The following is a 15,386-nucleotide window of genomic DNA, read 5'->3' as shown; positions in this document are numbered from 1 at the left end:
CTGATTCTAACGGACACCAGCGGCGCTATTTGCCGTTTGCGAGGGCGATTTCGCCTCAAAACCGGCGAATAGCGGCTCTCCTGTCCGTTAGATCTGCGGCGGGGTCATTTTCACTGCATTAACGGCTGTGGTGTCCGTTAGATCATGAGGATGGCGTGTCGCTAGGCGCAGCACAGTGCGGCATGTAGTTGTGGCGCTGCTTCATTTAGCCGCGCATAGAGCGCGGGCTGCCCGCGCCGGCGGCTAACGGACACAGCGTCGCTTATTCGGCTGGTTTCCGCCGATTGCTGATTCTAACGGACACCAGCGGCGCTATTTGCCGTTTGCGAGGGCGATTTCGCCTCAAAACCGGCGAATAGCGGCTCTCCTGTCCGTTAGATCTCCGGCGGGGCGATTTTCACTGCATTAACGGCTGTGGTGTCCGTTAGATCATAAGGATGGCGTGTCGCTAGGCGCAGCACAGTGCGGCACGTAGTTGTGGCGCAGCTTCATTTAGCCGCGCATAGAGCGCGGGCTGCCCGCGCCGGCGGTTAACGGACACAGCGGCGCTTATTCGGCTGATTTCCGCCGATTGCCGATTCTAATGGACACCAGCGTCGCTATTTGCCGTTGTCGAGGGCGATTTCGCCTCAAAGCAGGCGAATAGCGGCTCTCCTGTCCGTTAGATCTGCGGCGGGGTGATTTTCTCTGCATTAACGGCTGTGGTGTCCGTTAGAAAATCCAATGAGCTGCGTGCTTCGGACTGTCATGTAAGCTCTACGTTCTGCTTGTTCACCTCTATTCCTTCACCCTGTTCCTACTCCTACATTCCTTCTCCTAAGTTCCTTTAATCTATTCCTTCTCCTACGTTCAATCACTCTGCACCTTCACCTCCACCTTCAAATCTTAACCTAGCTCCTGTCCACCGGCCGCTTTCTCCCTCCTTTCCCTCCCCCTGGAACAGTCTGTCGCTCTCACAGAAAAAAGGTTGGCCAGGATGCTCCCGACCAACCTTCCCTTATGCATATCGCTGCCAGCCCGCAGCACCCGGATACGGGCAGCTTTTGTCCTTAAGCTTGGCGCTGACCCGCACGATACAGCCGCAGAGCGAGCAGGTTGTCCCGCCAACCAGCTTGGGACACTGATAGCATATCTCCAACCGCTCGCGGTAGACGTCATCAGGCACGCAAGCGTCCGTCTGAAACATAGGCGCCGTCAGCATTTTCGCTATGTGCGCTTCGGTTACCCTGAAGTCGTCCCGGCATCCTTTGCACTGGCGATTCTCCGGCATGTCGGCTACTCCGCCCGCAACTCGAGAACGGTAACCGACATCGGTGGAAGCTCCACGCTAAGCTGCTCGCCATTCAATGTGAAAGCAGTAAACGCTACCGGCGCTACCCGGTCCGTCTCTTCGAACGTGTTATGGCCGTCGATCACATCGGAAGTTAAGGTTGTCCCGGTAATCGAGGCTATAGAGCCGGTAAGTCCCCGCAGCTCCAATGCTACATGCGCACCGGCCTCATGATCCAAATTGCATAAGGAAATGTGGATTCGGCCTTCCGCATCCCTCGAGGCGGAAACAGAGATTTGCGGTATCGCCTCTTTACCCGAACCAAGCTCGGCTATGGACGAATGAATGTCCAGCAGCTCGGCATCCTGATGAACCTTGTACATATCAAAAACATGATAAGTCGGGGTTAGCACCATTTTCTCGCCTTCCGTAAGGATAACGGCCTGCAGCACGTTCACCAACTGCGCAATGTTCGCCATTTGCACGCGGTCGCAGTGGCTGTTGAACATATTCAGCGTCATCCCGGCGATAAGCGCATCGCGAATCGTATTCTGCTGATACAGGAAGCCCGGATTCGTCCCCGGCTCCACATCGTGCCACGTTCCCCACTCATCCACAAGCAGCCCGACGCGTTTCTCCGGATCATACTGATCCATAATGGCGGAGTGCTTGCTGAGCAGCTCCTCCATATAGAGCGCTTTCCTCAAAGCGACGCGGAATTTCTCTTCAGGAAAACCCGTCGCAGGACCTTTCTCCTGCCAAGTATCCGTCACCGTATAGTAGTGGAGCGTAATGGAGTCCATGAAACGGGAGGCCGACTTCATCAGCGTTTCCATCCAATGATAATCATCGGTGTTAGGTCCGCAAGCAATTTTGTGAATCCGGTTGCTGCCATAGTTGCGGACATACGTCTGGAACTGACGGTACAGATCCGCATAATATTCCGGTCGCATGTTGCCGCCGCATCCCCAGTTCTCATTGCCTACGCCGAAGTACTTCACCTTCCACGGCTCGGCCCTGCCGTTCGAAGCGCGCAGCTCAGCCATCGGAGAAACGCCCTCGAACGTCAAATATTCCACCCATTCGGACATTTCTTGCACGGTGCCGCTGCCAACGTTCCCGTTAATGTACGGCTCACAATCCAGCATTTCGCAGAGCATCATAAATTCATGCGTTCCAAAATGGTTGTTCTCCACTACGCCGCCCCAGTGCGTATTGATCATGCGCTTGCGGTTTTCTTTGGGACCGATGCCGTCTTTCCAATGATATTCGTCCGCGAAACAGCCGCCGGGCCAACGAAGAACAGGGATCTTCATTCGTTTCAACGCCGCAGCGACATCGTTCCGAATGCCGTTCGTGTTCGGGATCTCCGAATCCTCGCCAACCCATAATCCTTCATAAATACAACGTCCCAGGTGCTCGGAGAAATGTCCATAAATGTTGCGGTTAATCGTCCCTTTCGCCCTATCGGCGTTGATGGTGATCCGATTGCTCAAGTAAAATCACTCCTCAAATTAATGTTTTTATTAATCGATAAGCAATATCATGAATTCAATTAATTCTTATATTAAGGGGATCCTTCTGCTTTTGCAACCGTTTTTTTGAAAATCCACAAGTAAAAAACCGCCAGTCTTCCCCTGACGGTTCATAACACCGGATAAGCCCTGCGGTATTCCCGCGGGGCTACGCCGATATGCTGCTTGAATTGCTTATTGAACGTGCTGAGCGATTGAAAGCCGCTGCTTTCCGCCACTTCGATCATCGAAAGCCGGGATGTGCGCAGCAAATCCATGGCGTGCTGCAGGCGCAGTCGGTTCACGAATTCATGAGGCGTTTGACCTGTCAATGCTCCGAATTGCGCGAAGAAAGACGTTCTCCCCAGCCCGGATTTGCCCACGAGCATGTCCGTATCCAGCGCCTCTTGGTAATGCTCGAGCAGGAATCCTACCGTATCCGAAACGGAGGCATTCCAATTCCCGGTCTGCTTCTCCGCCTGAAATTCAGCTGCGAACTGCTCGATTTCCAGCAGAATCGCGATAAGATGCATGTACTGCCGCGTCATCCAAGAGCTGGATTGCCGGGCTTGAGCCTCTGCCGCCCGCACTGCCGCATCCCGGATGTTCTGCGCATAAGAAGTATGAGCCGGGATCAATGGCGGTATGCTCATCTGCGTGTAGAATGGCAGCAGCAGCCTGCCCCCGTCCGGCAGCTGCCGAAGCAAGGAGGGGCTGAACAGGACGAGTATCGATTCGAACGTCCGTCCCGGCAGCGCATAGCTCCAATGCGGTTCGAATGGCCTGCACACGAATACGTCACCCGGCTGTCCCCGGTACGTATGACCGCCGAACTTGTAAATCAGTTCATCCTTCAGCAGAACGCCGACCTCCAAGCAATCATGCACATGCAAATCATGGGGATCCGGGGAACCCTCCACTGGGCAAAACGCTAATGAGCGGCTTAATATGAGCTTTTCCACATACATAACGACGACCTCCTCCCTGCTGCACGTCTGAAAAACCCGGCGGACAAAATGACGAGTTTTATCCCCGATCCGGAAGAGAATCCGCTAGGCTGCCTGTGCTAGAGTGGAATTAATGGATGTTAATAATACGTCAACGAGGTGATTATATCATGAGAATCTATTTAATCGGTGCCGGCGTTATTTCCCGTACGCATGCGGAAGCGGCCGCGAAGCTCCCGGAGCCGGCCGAGCTTCGCGCAGCCGATCCGAACCCTAACGCCATAGCGGCGTTTCTGGAAAAGTTCCCGGGCGTTTTAACATTCGGCAGCGCCCAAGACATGCTGGACAGCGAGCCGCCGCGCGAGGATGATGTCGTCATCGTAGGTACACCGCCATTCGCCCATGTCCAGCTAGCCGTTGCTGCCCTGAAGTCCGGACGCCATGTCCTGTGCGAGAAGCCGCTGGCCATGAACATGGAGGAAGCGGAGCTTATGCTGGCGACGGCGAACGCGCACTCCAGACTGCTCGGCTGCTGCAGCGTACGGTTCAAGGGCATGCACCACATGGAGGCGACGAAGCGAATCGTCCGCTCCGGCGAGCTGGGCGACATCTACCATATGACGTTCGTGAACAAATGGGAACGCAGCCGTTCGGGCATCGAATATCAGCCCGAGAGCCCTTGGTTCCTTGACAGCAGCAAAAGCGGCGGCGGCGTCCTCATGGATTGGGGACCCTATGATATGTCCGCCTTGCTGGATGTTCTCGATCCAGTCGCCGTCGACATCGAGTCCGCATGGCTGGCGAAGCCGGTCACAAGCGCCGATCCGGCGGACCTCCCTTTTGACGTGGAAACCCATGTCGGCGCCAGCATGACGTTCCACCGCAACGGCCTGCCTTCCGTTCATGTGCATTACGAACGCGCCTCGTGCGCACACGGCAAGGAATATGTTCGAGCCGAAATCGAAGGTACGCGCGGTTCGGTCAGTTGGACGCCGTTCGACTCCCGGCAGCCGGTATATATCCGGCAGGATCAGGAAGGCAAGCTGGCAGAGCATATGGCGGAGATGCCGCCGAGGCTGCCAACGACCATTTTCGATCATCCGCTGCTGCATTTTTATCAATCCGTCAAAGGTCTTCCTTCCTTCTCCAATGTAAACCGCCGAGCCTTCGACCATTTCCTGCTCATCAGGGCGCTGTACGATTGTGCGCAGACCGGTATGAAGCCGCAGACGATCACCATACATCGCGATCAGGAGGTGCGTTCATGAATATCCTTGGATTTGCCACCAATATGTACGGTTGGACGGAACGTTGGCAAAGAGACGGCAGACCGGAGCCGCACAGCTGGGACGATCTGCTGCGCGAATGTGCGGAAGCCGGGCTTGATGCTGTAGAAATCGACGCAACCTCTGAGAAGCTCGCTCTGGCCCGGAAGTACGGCTTGGCGGTATCCGCTTCGTATCTTGGCTTACAAATTCACGAGCCTTTCGAGAAGCTTGATTATGAGACTTGCATCGCCCCCTACGCGGCAAGACTCGCGGCGGCAGGCGGGAAGCATTTGCTCCTGAACGCCGATCCATGGGGCAGCTGGACGCATCCGATTCCGAAGAAAGAGGAGCATTTCATCAGGCAGGGGGAGAACTTGTCCGAAATCGCCAGAAAAGTCGCCCCGCTCGGCATCCGCGTCAGCCTGCATAACCATGCAGCCGATCCCTATCATGCCGAAGGCGACTTGCGATCGGTCGTCAAGTACGCAGACCCGGCCGTCGGACTATGCGTGGACACCGCTTGGGCCACGGTTGCCGGATGCGATCCGATCGCCTGGATTCGCAGCTTTCCGGAGCGGATTCATTATTTCCATCTGCGCAATCAAGCGGGCCGGATGCCGGCGGAAGATCTGCTCGAGGGCAGCATTGCCTTCGATGAACTGATTCGTGCGGTCAAGGACATCAGCTACGAGGGCTGGCTTGCACTTGAATTGTGGCATCCTCCGGGCATGGAGCCCCTGCGGTCTATGATCGAAGATTATAGAAGATCGAAATTATTTTTGCAGGAGTTGTTGGCGCAGGCATAGTAGGTATAGATACCGGTCTGGATGCACGTTTGTTCTTCGTCCCGGCCGTGCGGATAATTTGTGTGCTTTTGTTTCACACTAAGCTTTGTCTTTCCAACTAACCAATGGGAGTGATCAAACATGCGTGAAGGTTTAATCCCTGCTGTTCTCGGGACTGTCGTAACTGCTTCTGCCGCTTCCTTACTGGGAAGCAAGTATAAGCTTGCTGCAACTGGTGTGCTGGGATTCGGACTGGCTCACGTTGTTTTGGGGGCTATCGACCTCATCGAGCATCGGTAAAAGGTTCGGAAAGGCCGGGACATTCCCGCAATCAAGAAGGTGCATGCTCATCGTCAGCATGCACCTTCTTCCTGTTTCAAACATCCAGAGTGTATCTCGCAGCCGAGCGACAATAACAAGCAAGTTCGGCTCCTCTAAGAGAGCCAAGCCTCTACCGAGAGTCCCGCCCATAGCGGGAATTTCTCCTGTTACATGCAGCCTGGCGGATCCTCAAATGCTGAATAACAGGAATTCCTCCCGTTATTCAGCCCGTACTCGCAGCCTGTACGCGAAATGAGGATGAATTAACGGGAGGAATTCCCTTTATTCGTACAACTGGGCTAATTTTCTCGCGAATAACGGGAGAAATTCCAGTTACGACCTACGGCTGACCAAGGAAAGCTCGGCTCCCTCAACGAGAGAGCCCCGCCACGCCACGCAGCAGATCAAGAAAGCTCGGCTCCATTTTTCCGTTTCGGGGATCCCCTCAGCCACGAAATTTCTGTACTTCTTTCACTACGTTAGGTCGAATATGTTCTTTATGCTTTTCTACAAAGGCATCCCAGTATCGATGCTCATCGAAAAATAGTTGCTTCAGTAAGTTCGAGTCCATACCTTTACCATACCAAAAATTTAATTAAGGGGTAAGCTTCACTCACCCCAAACCCAAAACAAAACATATAAATTCTTATATCCTAAAAAAAGCGCCCCCCCATACAGGAGTGGCGCTATACGTTCTTATTTCGCTGCCGGCTCGGCAACAGCATTGTATTTGGAAGAAACATACGTTACCGCTTTAGCCTCGGTAACGACTTGCGCATTCATCGAATCCGGCTGCGGATCCGTCAACGTGTACGTGATCACCGCACGGCCGTCCGACTCGAAGCTGATCCCCGTAATGTCGATCGCATAACCTGCAGTCGGCTTGGATTCACGGGACAATGTCACTTTGTTGACGTCGTCATTGACCTTCTCCACCGTCACGGTAACGTTCTCCGTTACTACCGGCGGTTTTTGCGCGTGGGCTGCGAGCACTTTGCTTGCTTGATAAACCCAAGAAGCCGCTTCGCCGCGCGTCAGTTCCGCTTTCGGGTTAAACTTGCCGTTTTTATCCAGCTCGGCAATTTTGTACTTCAGCAAGCGTTGAAGCGCGCCTTGGTACTCCGGTGTGATCTGATCCGCATCCTTGATCTCGGCAGGGACGATGTTGATCATGGGGAAATTGCCCTTCTTCTCCAAAGCGCGTATGAGCAGTTCGCCGAATTGCTCCCGCGTGATGGAGGCGTTCGGATTGACATCCTTCGGAAGCTCTACCCCGTTGAAATGAGCTATAATGAACGCTTGAGCGTACCATGAATCATTCGCGATATTCGTATAGAAATCGGAGGCAAGCGGCTGTTTGACGAAACGCAGCGTATCCAGGTTCAGATCCAGCCCTTTCACGATCAATTGCACGCTTTGCGCATAGCTGATTTTACCCTTTGGTACGAAACGATCGTTGTCCACTCCGCTCACGACGCCACGGTCACGAAGGGCGTTAATCGCCTCGGCTTGTCCGGCTTCTACGTCGGAGAAGGCAAATGCCGTATTAAACGACATGGCTCCCAAAAGGACGGTTGATAATGCGGCTGTAGCTAACTTTTTCACAGTAACTTCTCTCCTTTTATTTCGTTATTTTTTATAACTCTCTCGAGTTAACTACTAAACGGAGGAGTTTCAAGAAAGGTTGCATCTACAGGAATTTTTTTTACTCAAGACTTTGCCGGCGCACATGCTAGCGATACGAACTCAGCGATCCGCATGCCAAAAGAAAAAAGACCGCCGATCGCAGCACGGCAGCCCACTATTCAATATAGCCTGTTCACATAGCTTTCATTCAGCTCTTTGGCCACTTGCTCGGCGTTCGTATTCTGGAGCTTCGCATGATCGATCAGCATTTGCGCAGGGGAAGGCAGCGCTTCCCGGGAAATCCACGACTCCGGCGACCATAAGCCCGAGCGGATCATGGCTTTGGCACAGTGCATGTAACACTCCTCAACGACGACGCCAATTCCGAACAGGGGGGCTCGCCCGTTCACAGCGGTTCGTTCAAGCAGCTCAGGGTCACGGCTAATACAGGCTCGCCCGTTGACCCGCAAAGTCTCCCCCAGTCCCGGTATGAAAAAGATAAGTCCGATATGCGGATTGGTCATTATATTGTGAATGGAATCCATTCTCCGGTTGCCCGGACGCTCCGGTATGAACAGCCTGCCCTCATCCAGCACCTGCACGAAGCCGGGGGCGTCTCCACGCGGCGATACGTCGCAGCGGCCGTCCCGGTCTGCTGTAGCCAGTGTCAGGAACGGTGACTTGGCAATAAACTCCCGGCAATGACGATCGAGATGCGAGATCACTTTATCGGCGGCCCGCTGACTCGGGTTCCCGCACAGCGCGCGAAGCTCCTCGAATTGCTCTTGGGAGGCGATTACATCGTGAAATTGTGTGTGCGTCATAAGTCCCTCTCTTAACTATAGGCTGTTTCCCACATTATACCTTGCGGTATGCACGAATCACAGCCTCTCTGATGAAAAAGAGACTATCCAAACGCGCTAACTTCTGCGTTGGAACAGTCTCTGAAGGGCTTATACGCCGGAATAAGCCATAAATCCGCCATCCACCGGAATCGTCGCGCCGGTGACGAAACCGGACATGTTCGGATCGGTCAGCCACAGCAGCGTGCCGAGCAGATCCTCCGGCTTGCCGAATCTGCGCATCGGCGTATGGGTGATGATCTTATGCGAGCGCTCGGTAAGCGAGCCGTCTTCCTTCAGCAGCAGCTTCTCGTTCTGCTTCGTCAAGAAGAAGCCCGGCGCGATCGCATTCACGCGGATGCCGCTCTCCGCCATATGCACGGCCAGCCACTGCGTGAAATTGTCGATAGCAGCCTTCGCAGCGCTGTAAGCCGGAACCTTCGTCATCGGCGAAGGCGCGCTCATAGAGGAAATATTGATCACTGTCGCATGCTCTCGGCCGATCATCTGTCTTGTGAAAATTTGTGTCGGAATCAATGTGCCGACGAAGTTCAAATCCAGCACATTGCGGAAGCCTGTGACGCTGAGATCATAGAAAGATTGAACGTCCGGATTCGTCAAATCCTCCAGCTTGAACGTCTCATTCGTCGTGTTCGCGCTCGGATGATTGCCCCCTGCTCCGTTGATCAGAATATCGCACGGTCCGAGCTGCCCCAGCACCGCCTCCGCCGCTTGCTTGACGCTCGCCTCGTCCGTCACGTCGCAGGAAACGGCAATCGCTTCGCCGCCCGCTGCGGCAATTTCAGCCACGACCTCTTGACCTTTCTCCACGGACCGGTTGAGAATCGCAATTCGTCCGCCCTGGCGCGCCAATTCAAGCGCCATCACGCGGCATAGCACGCCCGCTCCTCCAGTAATCACGACAACTTTGCCTTGCAAAGCCGGAAATTGCGTCAAGTTCAGCATCTTAGCCGACCACCCTTTCATCTTGTAATTGTCTGCGGTTCGCATCCCATAATCCCCATAAATACATAATGCCTAGCGCCCGGTCGTACAAGCCGTAGCCCGGTCTGCACTGCTCGTCCCAAATATGTCTGCCGTGATCCGGTCGGCAAAATCCTTCGTATCCGTTCTCATGAAGCGCCTTCACGATGCCGGCGATATCAACCGTACCGTCCGTTGTGCGATGAGACGTTTCGATGAAATCGCCGTTCTCATACACCCGTACGTTGCGGATATGCGCGAACGGGATCCGGTCGGCGAATTCGTGCACGATGGAGACGATATCATTGGCCGGATTCGCCCCGAGCGAGCCGCTGCACATGGTGAGGCCGTTGTACGGGCTGTCGACGAGACTAAGGAAACGGCGAATATGATCCTGACCGGTAATGATTCGCGGCAAGCCGAAAATCGGCCAAGGCGGATCATCCGGATGAATGGCCATGCGGATATCGTATTTCTCGGCATAGGGGATGATGGCTTCCAGAAAATATTTGGCGTTCTCGAACAACTGCTCTTCCGTAATCCCTTGATAGGCTTCGAACAATTCCGTCAGATGCGCCAAGCGTTCCGGCTCCCAGCCTGGCATCGTGAAGTTCGGGTTGGCGTTGATCCGCTTCACCTGCTCGTCCAGATTGAGGTGCGCCACCTTTTCTTTCTCATAGAACAAAGCCGTCGATCCATCTTCCAGCTCTTTATGCAGATCGGTCCGTACCCAATCGAAGACAGGCATGAAATTATAGCAAATGACTTTGACGCCGACTTCCGCCAATTTGGCAATCGTCTTCTTGTAGTTGTCAATGTAAATATCGCGGCTTGGCAGCCCCAGCTTAATATCCTCGTGAATATTGACGCTCTCCACGACTTTCATATGAAGCCCCGCCGCATCAGCGGCTTCCTTCACCTTCATAATTTTGTCCATCGGCCATTCCTCGCCGGCCGGAACGTCGTGCAGCGCCCAGACAATGCCCTCCACGCCGGGGATTTGCTTGATCTGCTGCAGTGTGACCGTGTCGTTGCCTTCGCCAAACCAGCGAAAAACCATTTTCATCGCTTATGCCGCCTCCTTCTGCTATTTGAAATACGCTTGGAACTTCTCTTGGAGTACCGTTTGATCGGCAATCGTGAGGTGCAGATGCGCGCTCATCAGGAGCTCAGCCTTCTCAGCCTGCTTGCCTGCAATCGCCTCTACCATCAACCGATGCTGTTCATACAGCTCGTCCCACTGGTGGTCCGCAGCCAGCCTGAGCATCCGCGTCCGGTTCAGATGAACGTTCACCTGCTGAATCACGGCCCACGTGTTCAGCTTCCTGCACCCTTCGAAGATCGTTCGGTGAAACGCCTCGTCGAGCTCGAACATCATCTTGAAATCTTTCTCCTTCATGGATACTTGCTGATGGGACAAATTCGAGCGAAGCTGCGCCAGCGGTGCCTCCGGGAAGCTTTCGCATGCGAGCGAGATTACCGCCCGCTCCAGCTGCTCGCGAATGAAGCGCGCTTCTTCCACGAGCTCGAGATCGATCAGCGAGACGAACGTGCCGCGCTGCGGATAAATGTCGAGCAGGCCTTCCTGCGACAATTGCACGAAGCTTTCACGCACCGGCGTCCGGCTCACACCGAATTGCACGGAGATTTCTTTCTCCGAAATCCCGGTGCCGGGCGGCAAATCGAGCATCAGAATCTGCTCCTTAAGAGCTTGGTACACGGCATCACGAGTCGTACTGGTCGTCGGTTTTATGATCAACGGTGAGATTCACCTCCTTGTTTTATCTGTTACTACCATACTACCATACAAGTATGGCAGTCGAAAAGAGGCCTATGTTCATGAAATTGAAACATTCCGGTATGAGCATGCCTCTCCCCTCGCCTGAGCAAGATGATATACTGGTTCTGCAATATTTTTTAAATCCAGGCAATACTGATAATGAAGGTGTTGACACCGTTATGTGGAAGCCAGACCGAACTGTTAAGAAGCCTATTTACCAGCAAATCGCTGATTATATGGAACGCCGGATCGCCTTCGGTGAATTCCCGCCCGGAAGCTTACTCCCCTCCGAACGGAAATTGGCGGATGCCCTTGGCGTTAATCGCAGTACCGTCATTCTCGCATATGACGAACTGCTCGCATCCGGCCTGATTGAGCGCGCCAAAGGCAGCGGGACCCGAGTAACCCGCCATAAGTGGGGGATTACGCCGAAGCAAACTCCGAACTGGCGGACTTATGTGGAAGGCGGCACCTTCCTGCCGAATCTGCCGTTCATTCGCCGCATCCGCGAAGAGCTGCGCAAAGCGCCCGGAGATATGATCGATTTTGCCAGCGGCGAATTGGCGCCCGATCTGTTTCCGAACGACATCGTGCGTGCGCTGATGCGCGAGCAGCCGTTCGAGGAGGATCTCGGCTACGACGACCCGCAGGGATATGCCCCGCTCAGAGAAGCTTTGGTGCCCTATCTGGAGAAGCAGCTTGACATTCGCAGTATGGAATCCTCGATTCTCATCACATCCGGCTCGCAGCAATCCTTGTACCTGATCACTCAGTGCTTGCTTAGCCCTGGGGATACGGTCGCCATCGAGGATCCGTCCTACTGCTACTCCTTGCCGATGTTCCAATCCGCTGGACTGCGGTTGGTCCGGCTTCCCGTCGATGAGATGGGCATGAATCCCGACGATATCGTGGCGCTGCACCGGCAGCATCGGATTCGCATGTTATTCCTGAATCCGAACTTTCAGAATCCGACCGGCAGCGTCATGCCGCTGGAACGCAAAATTCGACTGCTGCAAATCGCAGCCGATTTGGGGATTCCTATTGTCGAGGATGACCCTTTCACCTTGACGGGCTTTCACGGCGATCCGCCCCCGACCTTGAAGTCGCTGGATACGACAGGCAACGTCCTGTACATCGGATCCCTCTCCAAAATAGCCGCATCCGGCCTGCGCATCGGCTGGTTAATCGCGCCTCAAGCGGTCGTCAGCCGGTTAACGGATGCGCGGCAGCAGATGGATTTCGGCTTGAGCCGCATCCCGCAATGGGTCGCCAGTCACTTCATCGCCGGAGGGCATTGCGAGCGCCAAATTCAGCTGTTGCGCCACAGTCTGCTGGAGAAGCGCGATACCCTAATGAAGGAATTGCGCGCAGCCGCGGGCAGCTCCGTCACCTTCAGCGAGCCGCAAGGCGGACTGAATCTGTGGTGCAAAATCAATGGCCAAGTCGACGATTTCAAATTGTTGGACGAAGCGATCAAGCGCGGCGTGCTTTTCGTTCCGGGCAGCGTGTACGGCTCCGATCACGGATTCATGCGGATCAGCTTCGCCAGACCGCCGCTCGCGGACATGCGTGTCGGACTTACACAACTTAGCGAAGCGCTGCAACAGCATATGAAATAAAAAAATAACCGTATCTTTGCCTGAGAGCTGCAAAGATACGGTCTTTTTTTAATGAAGCAAATATCGGATATAAGCTAGCAGAGCTAACAGCCCCGCTGCGATCGAAACGACATAGAAGGATGTAAGCCGCACCCATTTGACCCCGGTTTTTTGAAAATACGTCGTATCGCCTTCCCGGTTCTTACGAGAGAAGCCAACCATGAATGTGGTTACTAAACCAGCCAGCAATATAATCGAAAAGATCGAATAGTAGATATACATATCCATTGTGATTACCCCACTTTGGTTTTATTGAAAGTTCTTCTGTTGTTATTATAGCCAAAAACAGTCTGAGATTCATCCTCCACTTCCGCGAATTTTATACCATCCACTTTCCCGCTCCACATGTCCGGCTGCCCGATTATGAATCTATTTATAGTTGTCTCTGTCAATAGGAAGAGATTTACATATAATACTGTAATACTAGTTTTAGAACCATAGAGGGGAGAATGAGAATGAAAGTTGTTATTTTGGCTGGCGGATTCGGCACCAGATTCCGGGAAGAAACTCACTCCAAGCCTAAACCTATGATTCTCATTGGCGATCGACCTATTCTGTGGCATATTATGAAATTTTACTCATTTTACGGGTTCAATGAGTTTATTATATGCCTAGGATATAAAGGGCACGTCATTAAAGATTATTTTGCCAATTACACCCTGCAAGAGTCCGATATGGAGATTGACCTGACAACAAACACTGCTTCCTATCTGTCCCACCCGACAGAGCCTTGGAAAATTAAGCTCGTTCATACGGGCGATGCATCCATGACCGGGGGCCGCGTAAAGCGTATTCAGAAATATATCGGGGATGAGCCCTTCCTCTTGACCTACGGGGATGGGCTGACGAACGTTCATTTGCCGGAACTTCTGACATTCCACCAAGCTCATGGCAAACTCGCAACCCTCACGGCCGTTCAGCCTACGGCCAGATTCGGCGGTCTTACCTTCGGAAGCGGAGATGAAGTTGTGAAGTTCCTGGAGAAGCCGAAAGGCGACGGCAGATGGATTAACGGCGGTTTCTTCGTCCTGCAGCCGGAAGTTTTCGATTATATCAAAGGGGATGCCACTCACTTTGAAAAAGAGCCTCTTGAGCAGCTGGCCGTGAACGGACAATTGCATGCTTACAAGCATACCGATTTCTGGTACGCCATGGACACCTTGCGGGATCAGCAGTATTTGCAGCAGCTCTGGGAGTCGGGGCAAGCTCCCTGGAAAATTTGGTAAACCGCAGCGTCGCGGGCTCCATACGGTGATGAAAGGAGAAGTCCGATGATACCACTTGTCAGCATTTTAATACCCACTTACCGCCGGCCTCTCTATCTGGAACAAGCACTCCGCAGTGCTCTCAGCCAGACATACCCTCGTATTGAAATTATCATTTGCGATAACAGTGAGGACGACGCGACGGAGCGAGTGGTGAAATCGCACCTCTCGTCACCGCGTGGCTCCGCCATCAGGTATATACGAAATGCAGCGAACATCGGTCCTATCGCTAATCAGCAGAGATGTTTCCAGCTCGCAACCGGGGAGTATGTCAACTATCTTATGGATGACGACTTGTTTCATCCCCGAAAGCTTGAGCTGATGGTTCCTTATCTCGTCTCCGACCCCAAGGTCGGGCTCGTCTTCTCCCGCAGGCAAATTATTGACGGCTCCGGGCTGCCGGTCAGTATCTCCTCCGATAGCCTCTACTCATTGGCCGGCTCAAGAAAGCCTGTCATCCCAGGACGGTCGCTCATCAAACGCATGCTTACCGATACGAAAAACTACATCGGCGAGCCGACGACGGGACTTTTCCGCAAAGCTGACCTTACGGAGCCCTTCGGGTCTTATGGCGGCCGCCAGGCTTACAATAATGTGGATGTCGCGACATGGATCGCGCTGCTCAGCAGCAAAAACGCGGTGATGCTGCAGCAGCCGCTAAGCTCGTTCAGAAAGCATCCGGAGCAGTTGACCAAGACGCTGCTGTCCCGTATGGGGCGCAAATGCGACTGGATCGACGCCACGCTCATAGCCCAGCAGAACGGCATATTCGATGACCCGAAAGCTTTCGCCGAACTGGTGAACAGACTATCCAAAACCATGCTGAAGCAGTTCCCCCAGTGGAACGAAGCTACCAACGGCCAGTACGCGAAAGAGCTTCTGCTCAGAGTGCGCCGGCTTGCGAGCGTATGCGGGAAGATGAAGAAGCTGTCCGCGCAGGCGAAGGACTTGAAGCGGTTGGCCGAGCGGCTGGAGAAGGGCTGAGCTTGAGGGCCGCCTTCGGCGAATTTAACAGCGGTGGTGCCGCTGTTTTTTATGTTTGCTGCCGCTGTGCGCGGCAAGGGCAGCCTCCGGGTTCGTTCTGCGGCCGGACAGGCCGTTCAACCAAAAAGACCGTCCGCAGCAA

15 protein-coding genes are annotated in these 15,386 nt (G+C 53.9%); 6 read left to right on the top strand and 9 right to left on the bottom strand.

Annotated elements, in window-relative coordinates; all coding sequences use genetic code 11:
• Nucleotides 1-997: 997 nt before the first annotated feature.
• The 3 genes from J2X61_RS32760 to J2X61_RS32750 form a co-directional block, all read right to left on the bottom strand.
• Nucleotides 998-1,270 (bottom strand): DUF6171 family protein, encoded by a 273-nt coding sequence (locus J2X61_RS32760; protein WP_310194295.1) that lies wholly within the window; start codon nucleotides 1,268-1,270, stop codon nucleotides 998-1,000.
• 5 nt (nucleotides 1,271-1,275) lie between these two features.
• Nucleotides 1,276-2,766 (bottom strand): alpha-N-arabinofuranosidase, encoded by a 1,491-nt coding sequence (locus J2X61_RS32755; protein ID WP_310194294.1) that lies wholly within the window; start codon nucleotides 2,764-2,766, stop codon nucleotides 1,276-1,278.
• Nucleotides 2,767-2,915: 149 nt separating this feature from the next.
• Nucleotides 2,916-3,704, bottom strand: a complete 789-nt coding sequence (locus J2X61_RS32750) for an AraC family transcriptional regulator (protein ID WP_310194291.1) — start codon at nucleotides 3,702-3,704, stop codon at nucleotides 2,916-2,918.
• Nucleotides 3,705-3,901: 197 nt separating this feature from the next.
• Here J2X61_RS32750 and J2X61_RS32745 point away from each other — a divergent pair, with 197 nt between their 5' ends.
• From J2X61_RS32745 to J2X61_RS32735, 3 genes are all read left to right on the top strand, one after another.
• Nucleotides 3,902-4,999 (top strand): Gfo/Idh/MocA family protein, encoded by a 1,098-nt coding sequence (locus J2X61_RS32745; protein WP_310194288.1) that lies wholly within the window; start codon nucleotides 3,902-3,904, stop codon nucleotides 4,997-4,999.
• Nucleotides 4,996-5,805 (top strand): sugar phosphate isomerase/epimerase family protein, encoded by an 810-nt coding sequence (locus J2X61_RS32740; protein WP_310194286.1) that lies wholly within the window; start codon nucleotides 4,996-4,998, stop codon nucleotides 5,803-5,805. The genes J2X61_RS32745 and J2X61_RS32740 overlap by 4 nt, the downstream gene beginning before the upstream one ends.
• A 120-nt stretch (nucleotides 5,806-5,925) precedes the next feature.
• Nucleotides 5,926-6,084: an asparagine synthase gene (locus J2X61_RS32735; RefSeq protein WP_127449393.1), complete on the top strand. Its 159-nt coding sequence runs from the start codon at nucleotides 5,926-5,928 to the stop codon at nucleotides 6,082-6,084.
• Between the two features lie 717 nt (nucleotides 6,085-6,801).
• Here the strand turns inward: J2X61_RS32735 and J2X61_RS32730 are convergent.
• The 5 genes from J2X61_RS32730 to J2X61_RS32710 form a co-directional block, all read right to left on the bottom strand.
• The gene (locus J2X61_RS32730) at nucleotides 6,802-7,710 is read right to left on the bottom strand and encodes an S-layer homology domain-containing protein (protein ID WP_310194283.1); all 909 of its coding nucleotides are present in this window, start codon (nucleotides 7,708-7,710) and stop codon (nucleotides 6,802-6,804) included.
• 200 nt (nucleotides 7,711-7,910) lie between these two features.
• The gene (locus J2X61_RS32725; RefSeq protein ID WP_310194280.1) at nucleotides 7,911-8,555 is read right to left on the bottom strand and encodes a pyridoxamine 5'-phosphate oxidase family protein; all 645 of its coding nucleotides are present in this window, start codon (nucleotides 8,553-8,555) and stop codon (nucleotides 7,911-7,913) included.
• 129 nt (nucleotides 8,556-8,684) lie between these two features.
• A complete protein-coding gene (locus J2X61_RS32720) occupies nucleotides 8,685-9,539 on the bottom strand; it encodes an SDR family oxidoreductase (RefSeq protein ID WP_274467781.1) in 855 nt (284 codons plus the stop codon).
• Nucleotide 9,540: 1 nt separating this feature from the next.
• A complete protein-coding gene (gene uxuA / locus J2X61_RS32715; RefSeq protein ID WP_310194278.1) occupies nucleotides 9,541-10,623 on the bottom strand; it encodes a mannonate dehydratase in 1,083 nt (360 codons plus the stop codon).
• Nucleotides 10,624-10,644: 21 nt separating this feature from the next.
• Nucleotides 10,645-11,316, bottom strand: a complete 672-nt coding sequence (locus tag J2X61_RS32710) for a GntR family transcriptional regulator (RefSeq protein WP_310194275.1) — start codon at nucleotides 11,314-11,316, stop codon at nucleotides 10,645-10,647.
• A 200-nt stretch (nucleotides 11,317-11,516) separates the two neighbouring features.
• Between J2X61_RS32710 and pdxR the strand changes: the two genes are divergently transcribed.
• Nucleotides 11,517-12,956 carry a MocR-like pyridoxine biosynthesis transcription factor PdxR gene (gene pdxR, locus J2X61_RS32705; RefSeq protein ID WP_310194272.1) on the top strand — a complete coding sequence of 480 codons (1,440 nt, stop codon included), beginning with the start codon at nucleotides 11,517-11,519 and terminating at the stop codon, nucleotides 12,954-12,956.
• A gap of 48 nt (nucleotides 12,957-13,004) precedes the next feature.
• On the opposite strand, the gene J2X61_RS32700 is transcribed toward pdxR, so the two are convergent.
• Nucleotides 13,005-13,223 carry a hypothetical protein gene (locus J2X61_RS32700; RefSeq protein WP_274467778.1) on the bottom strand — a complete coding sequence of 73 codons (219 nt, stop codon included), beginning with the start codon at nucleotides 13,221-13,223 and terminating at the stop codon, nucleotides 13,005-13,007.
• A 227-nt stretch (nucleotides 13,224-13,450) separates the two neighbouring features.
• On the opposite strand from J2X61_RS32700, the gene rfbF reads away from it, so the two are divergent.
• Nucleotides 13,451-14,221, top strand: coding sequence for a glucose-1-phosphate cytidylyltransferase (gene rfbF, locus J2X61_RS32695; RefSeq protein ID WP_274467777.1), 771 nt, complete (start codon nucleotides 13,451-13,453; stop codon nucleotides 14,219-14,221).
• A gap of 45 nt (nucleotides 14,222-14,266) precedes the next feature.
• Nucleotides 14,267-15,244 (top strand): glycosyltransferase family 2 protein, encoded by a 978-nt coding sequence (locus tag J2X61_RS32690; RefSeq protein WP_310194268.1) that lies wholly within the window; start codon nucleotides 14,267-14,269, stop codon nucleotides 15,242-15,244.
• Nucleotides 15,245-15,386 lie beyond the last annotated feature (142 nt).

This window comes from Bacillus sp. 3255, assembly GCF_031456485.1.
Lineage (GTDB): Bacteria > Bacillota > Bacilli > Paenibacillales > NBRC-103111 > Paenibacillus_E.
The sequence above is the reverse complement of the archived record's forward strand: the minus strand, read 5'-3'. Positions and strand labels throughout refer to the sequence as shown.

Bases quoted from the DNA above. Each gene is read 5' to 3' on its own strand.
- J2X61_RS32760 (WP_310194295.1), bottom strand. From the start codon at position 1,270: ATGCCGGAGAATCGCCAGTGCAAAGGATGCCGGGACGACTTCAGGGTA.
- J2X61_RS32745 (WP_310194288.1), top strand. From the start codon at position 3,902: ATGAGAATCTATTTAATCGGTGCCGGCGTTATTTCCCGTACGCATGCG.
- J2X61_RS32740 (WP_310194286.1), top strand. From the start codon at position 4,996: ATGAATATCCTTGGATTTGCCACCAATATGTACGGTTGGACGGAACGT.
- J2X61_RS32735 (WP_127449393.1), top strand. From the start codon at position 5,926: ATGCGTGAAGGTTTAATCCCTGCTGTTCTCGGGACTGTCGTAACTGCT.
- J2X61_RS32725 (WP_310194280.1), bottom strand. From the start codon at position 8,555: ATGACGCACACACAATTTCACGATGTAATCGCCTCCCAAGAGCAATTC.
- J2X61_RS32720 (WP_274467781.1), bottom strand. From the start codon at position 9,539: ATGCTGAACTTGACGCAATTTCCGGCTTTGCAAGGCAAAGTTGTCGTG.
- uxuA (WP_310194278.1), bottom strand. From the start codon at position 10,623: ATGAAAATGGTTTTTCGCTGGTTTGGCGAAGGCAACGACACGGTCACA.
- pdxR (WP_310194272.1), top strand. From the start codon at position 11,517: ATGTGGAAGCCAGACCGAACTGTTAAGAAGCCTATTTACCAGCAAATC.
- J2X61_RS32700 (WP_274467778.1), bottom strand. From the start codon at position 13,223: ATGGATATGTATATCTACTATTCGATCTTTTCGATTATATTGCTGGCT.
- rfbF (WP_274467777.1), top strand. From the start codon at position 13,451: ATGAAAGTTGTTATTTTGGCTGGCGGATTCGGCACCAGATTCCGGGAA.
- J2X61_RS32690 (WP_310194268.1), top strand. From the start codon at position 14,267: ATGATACCACTTGTCAGCATTTTAATACCCACTTACCGCCGGCCTCTC.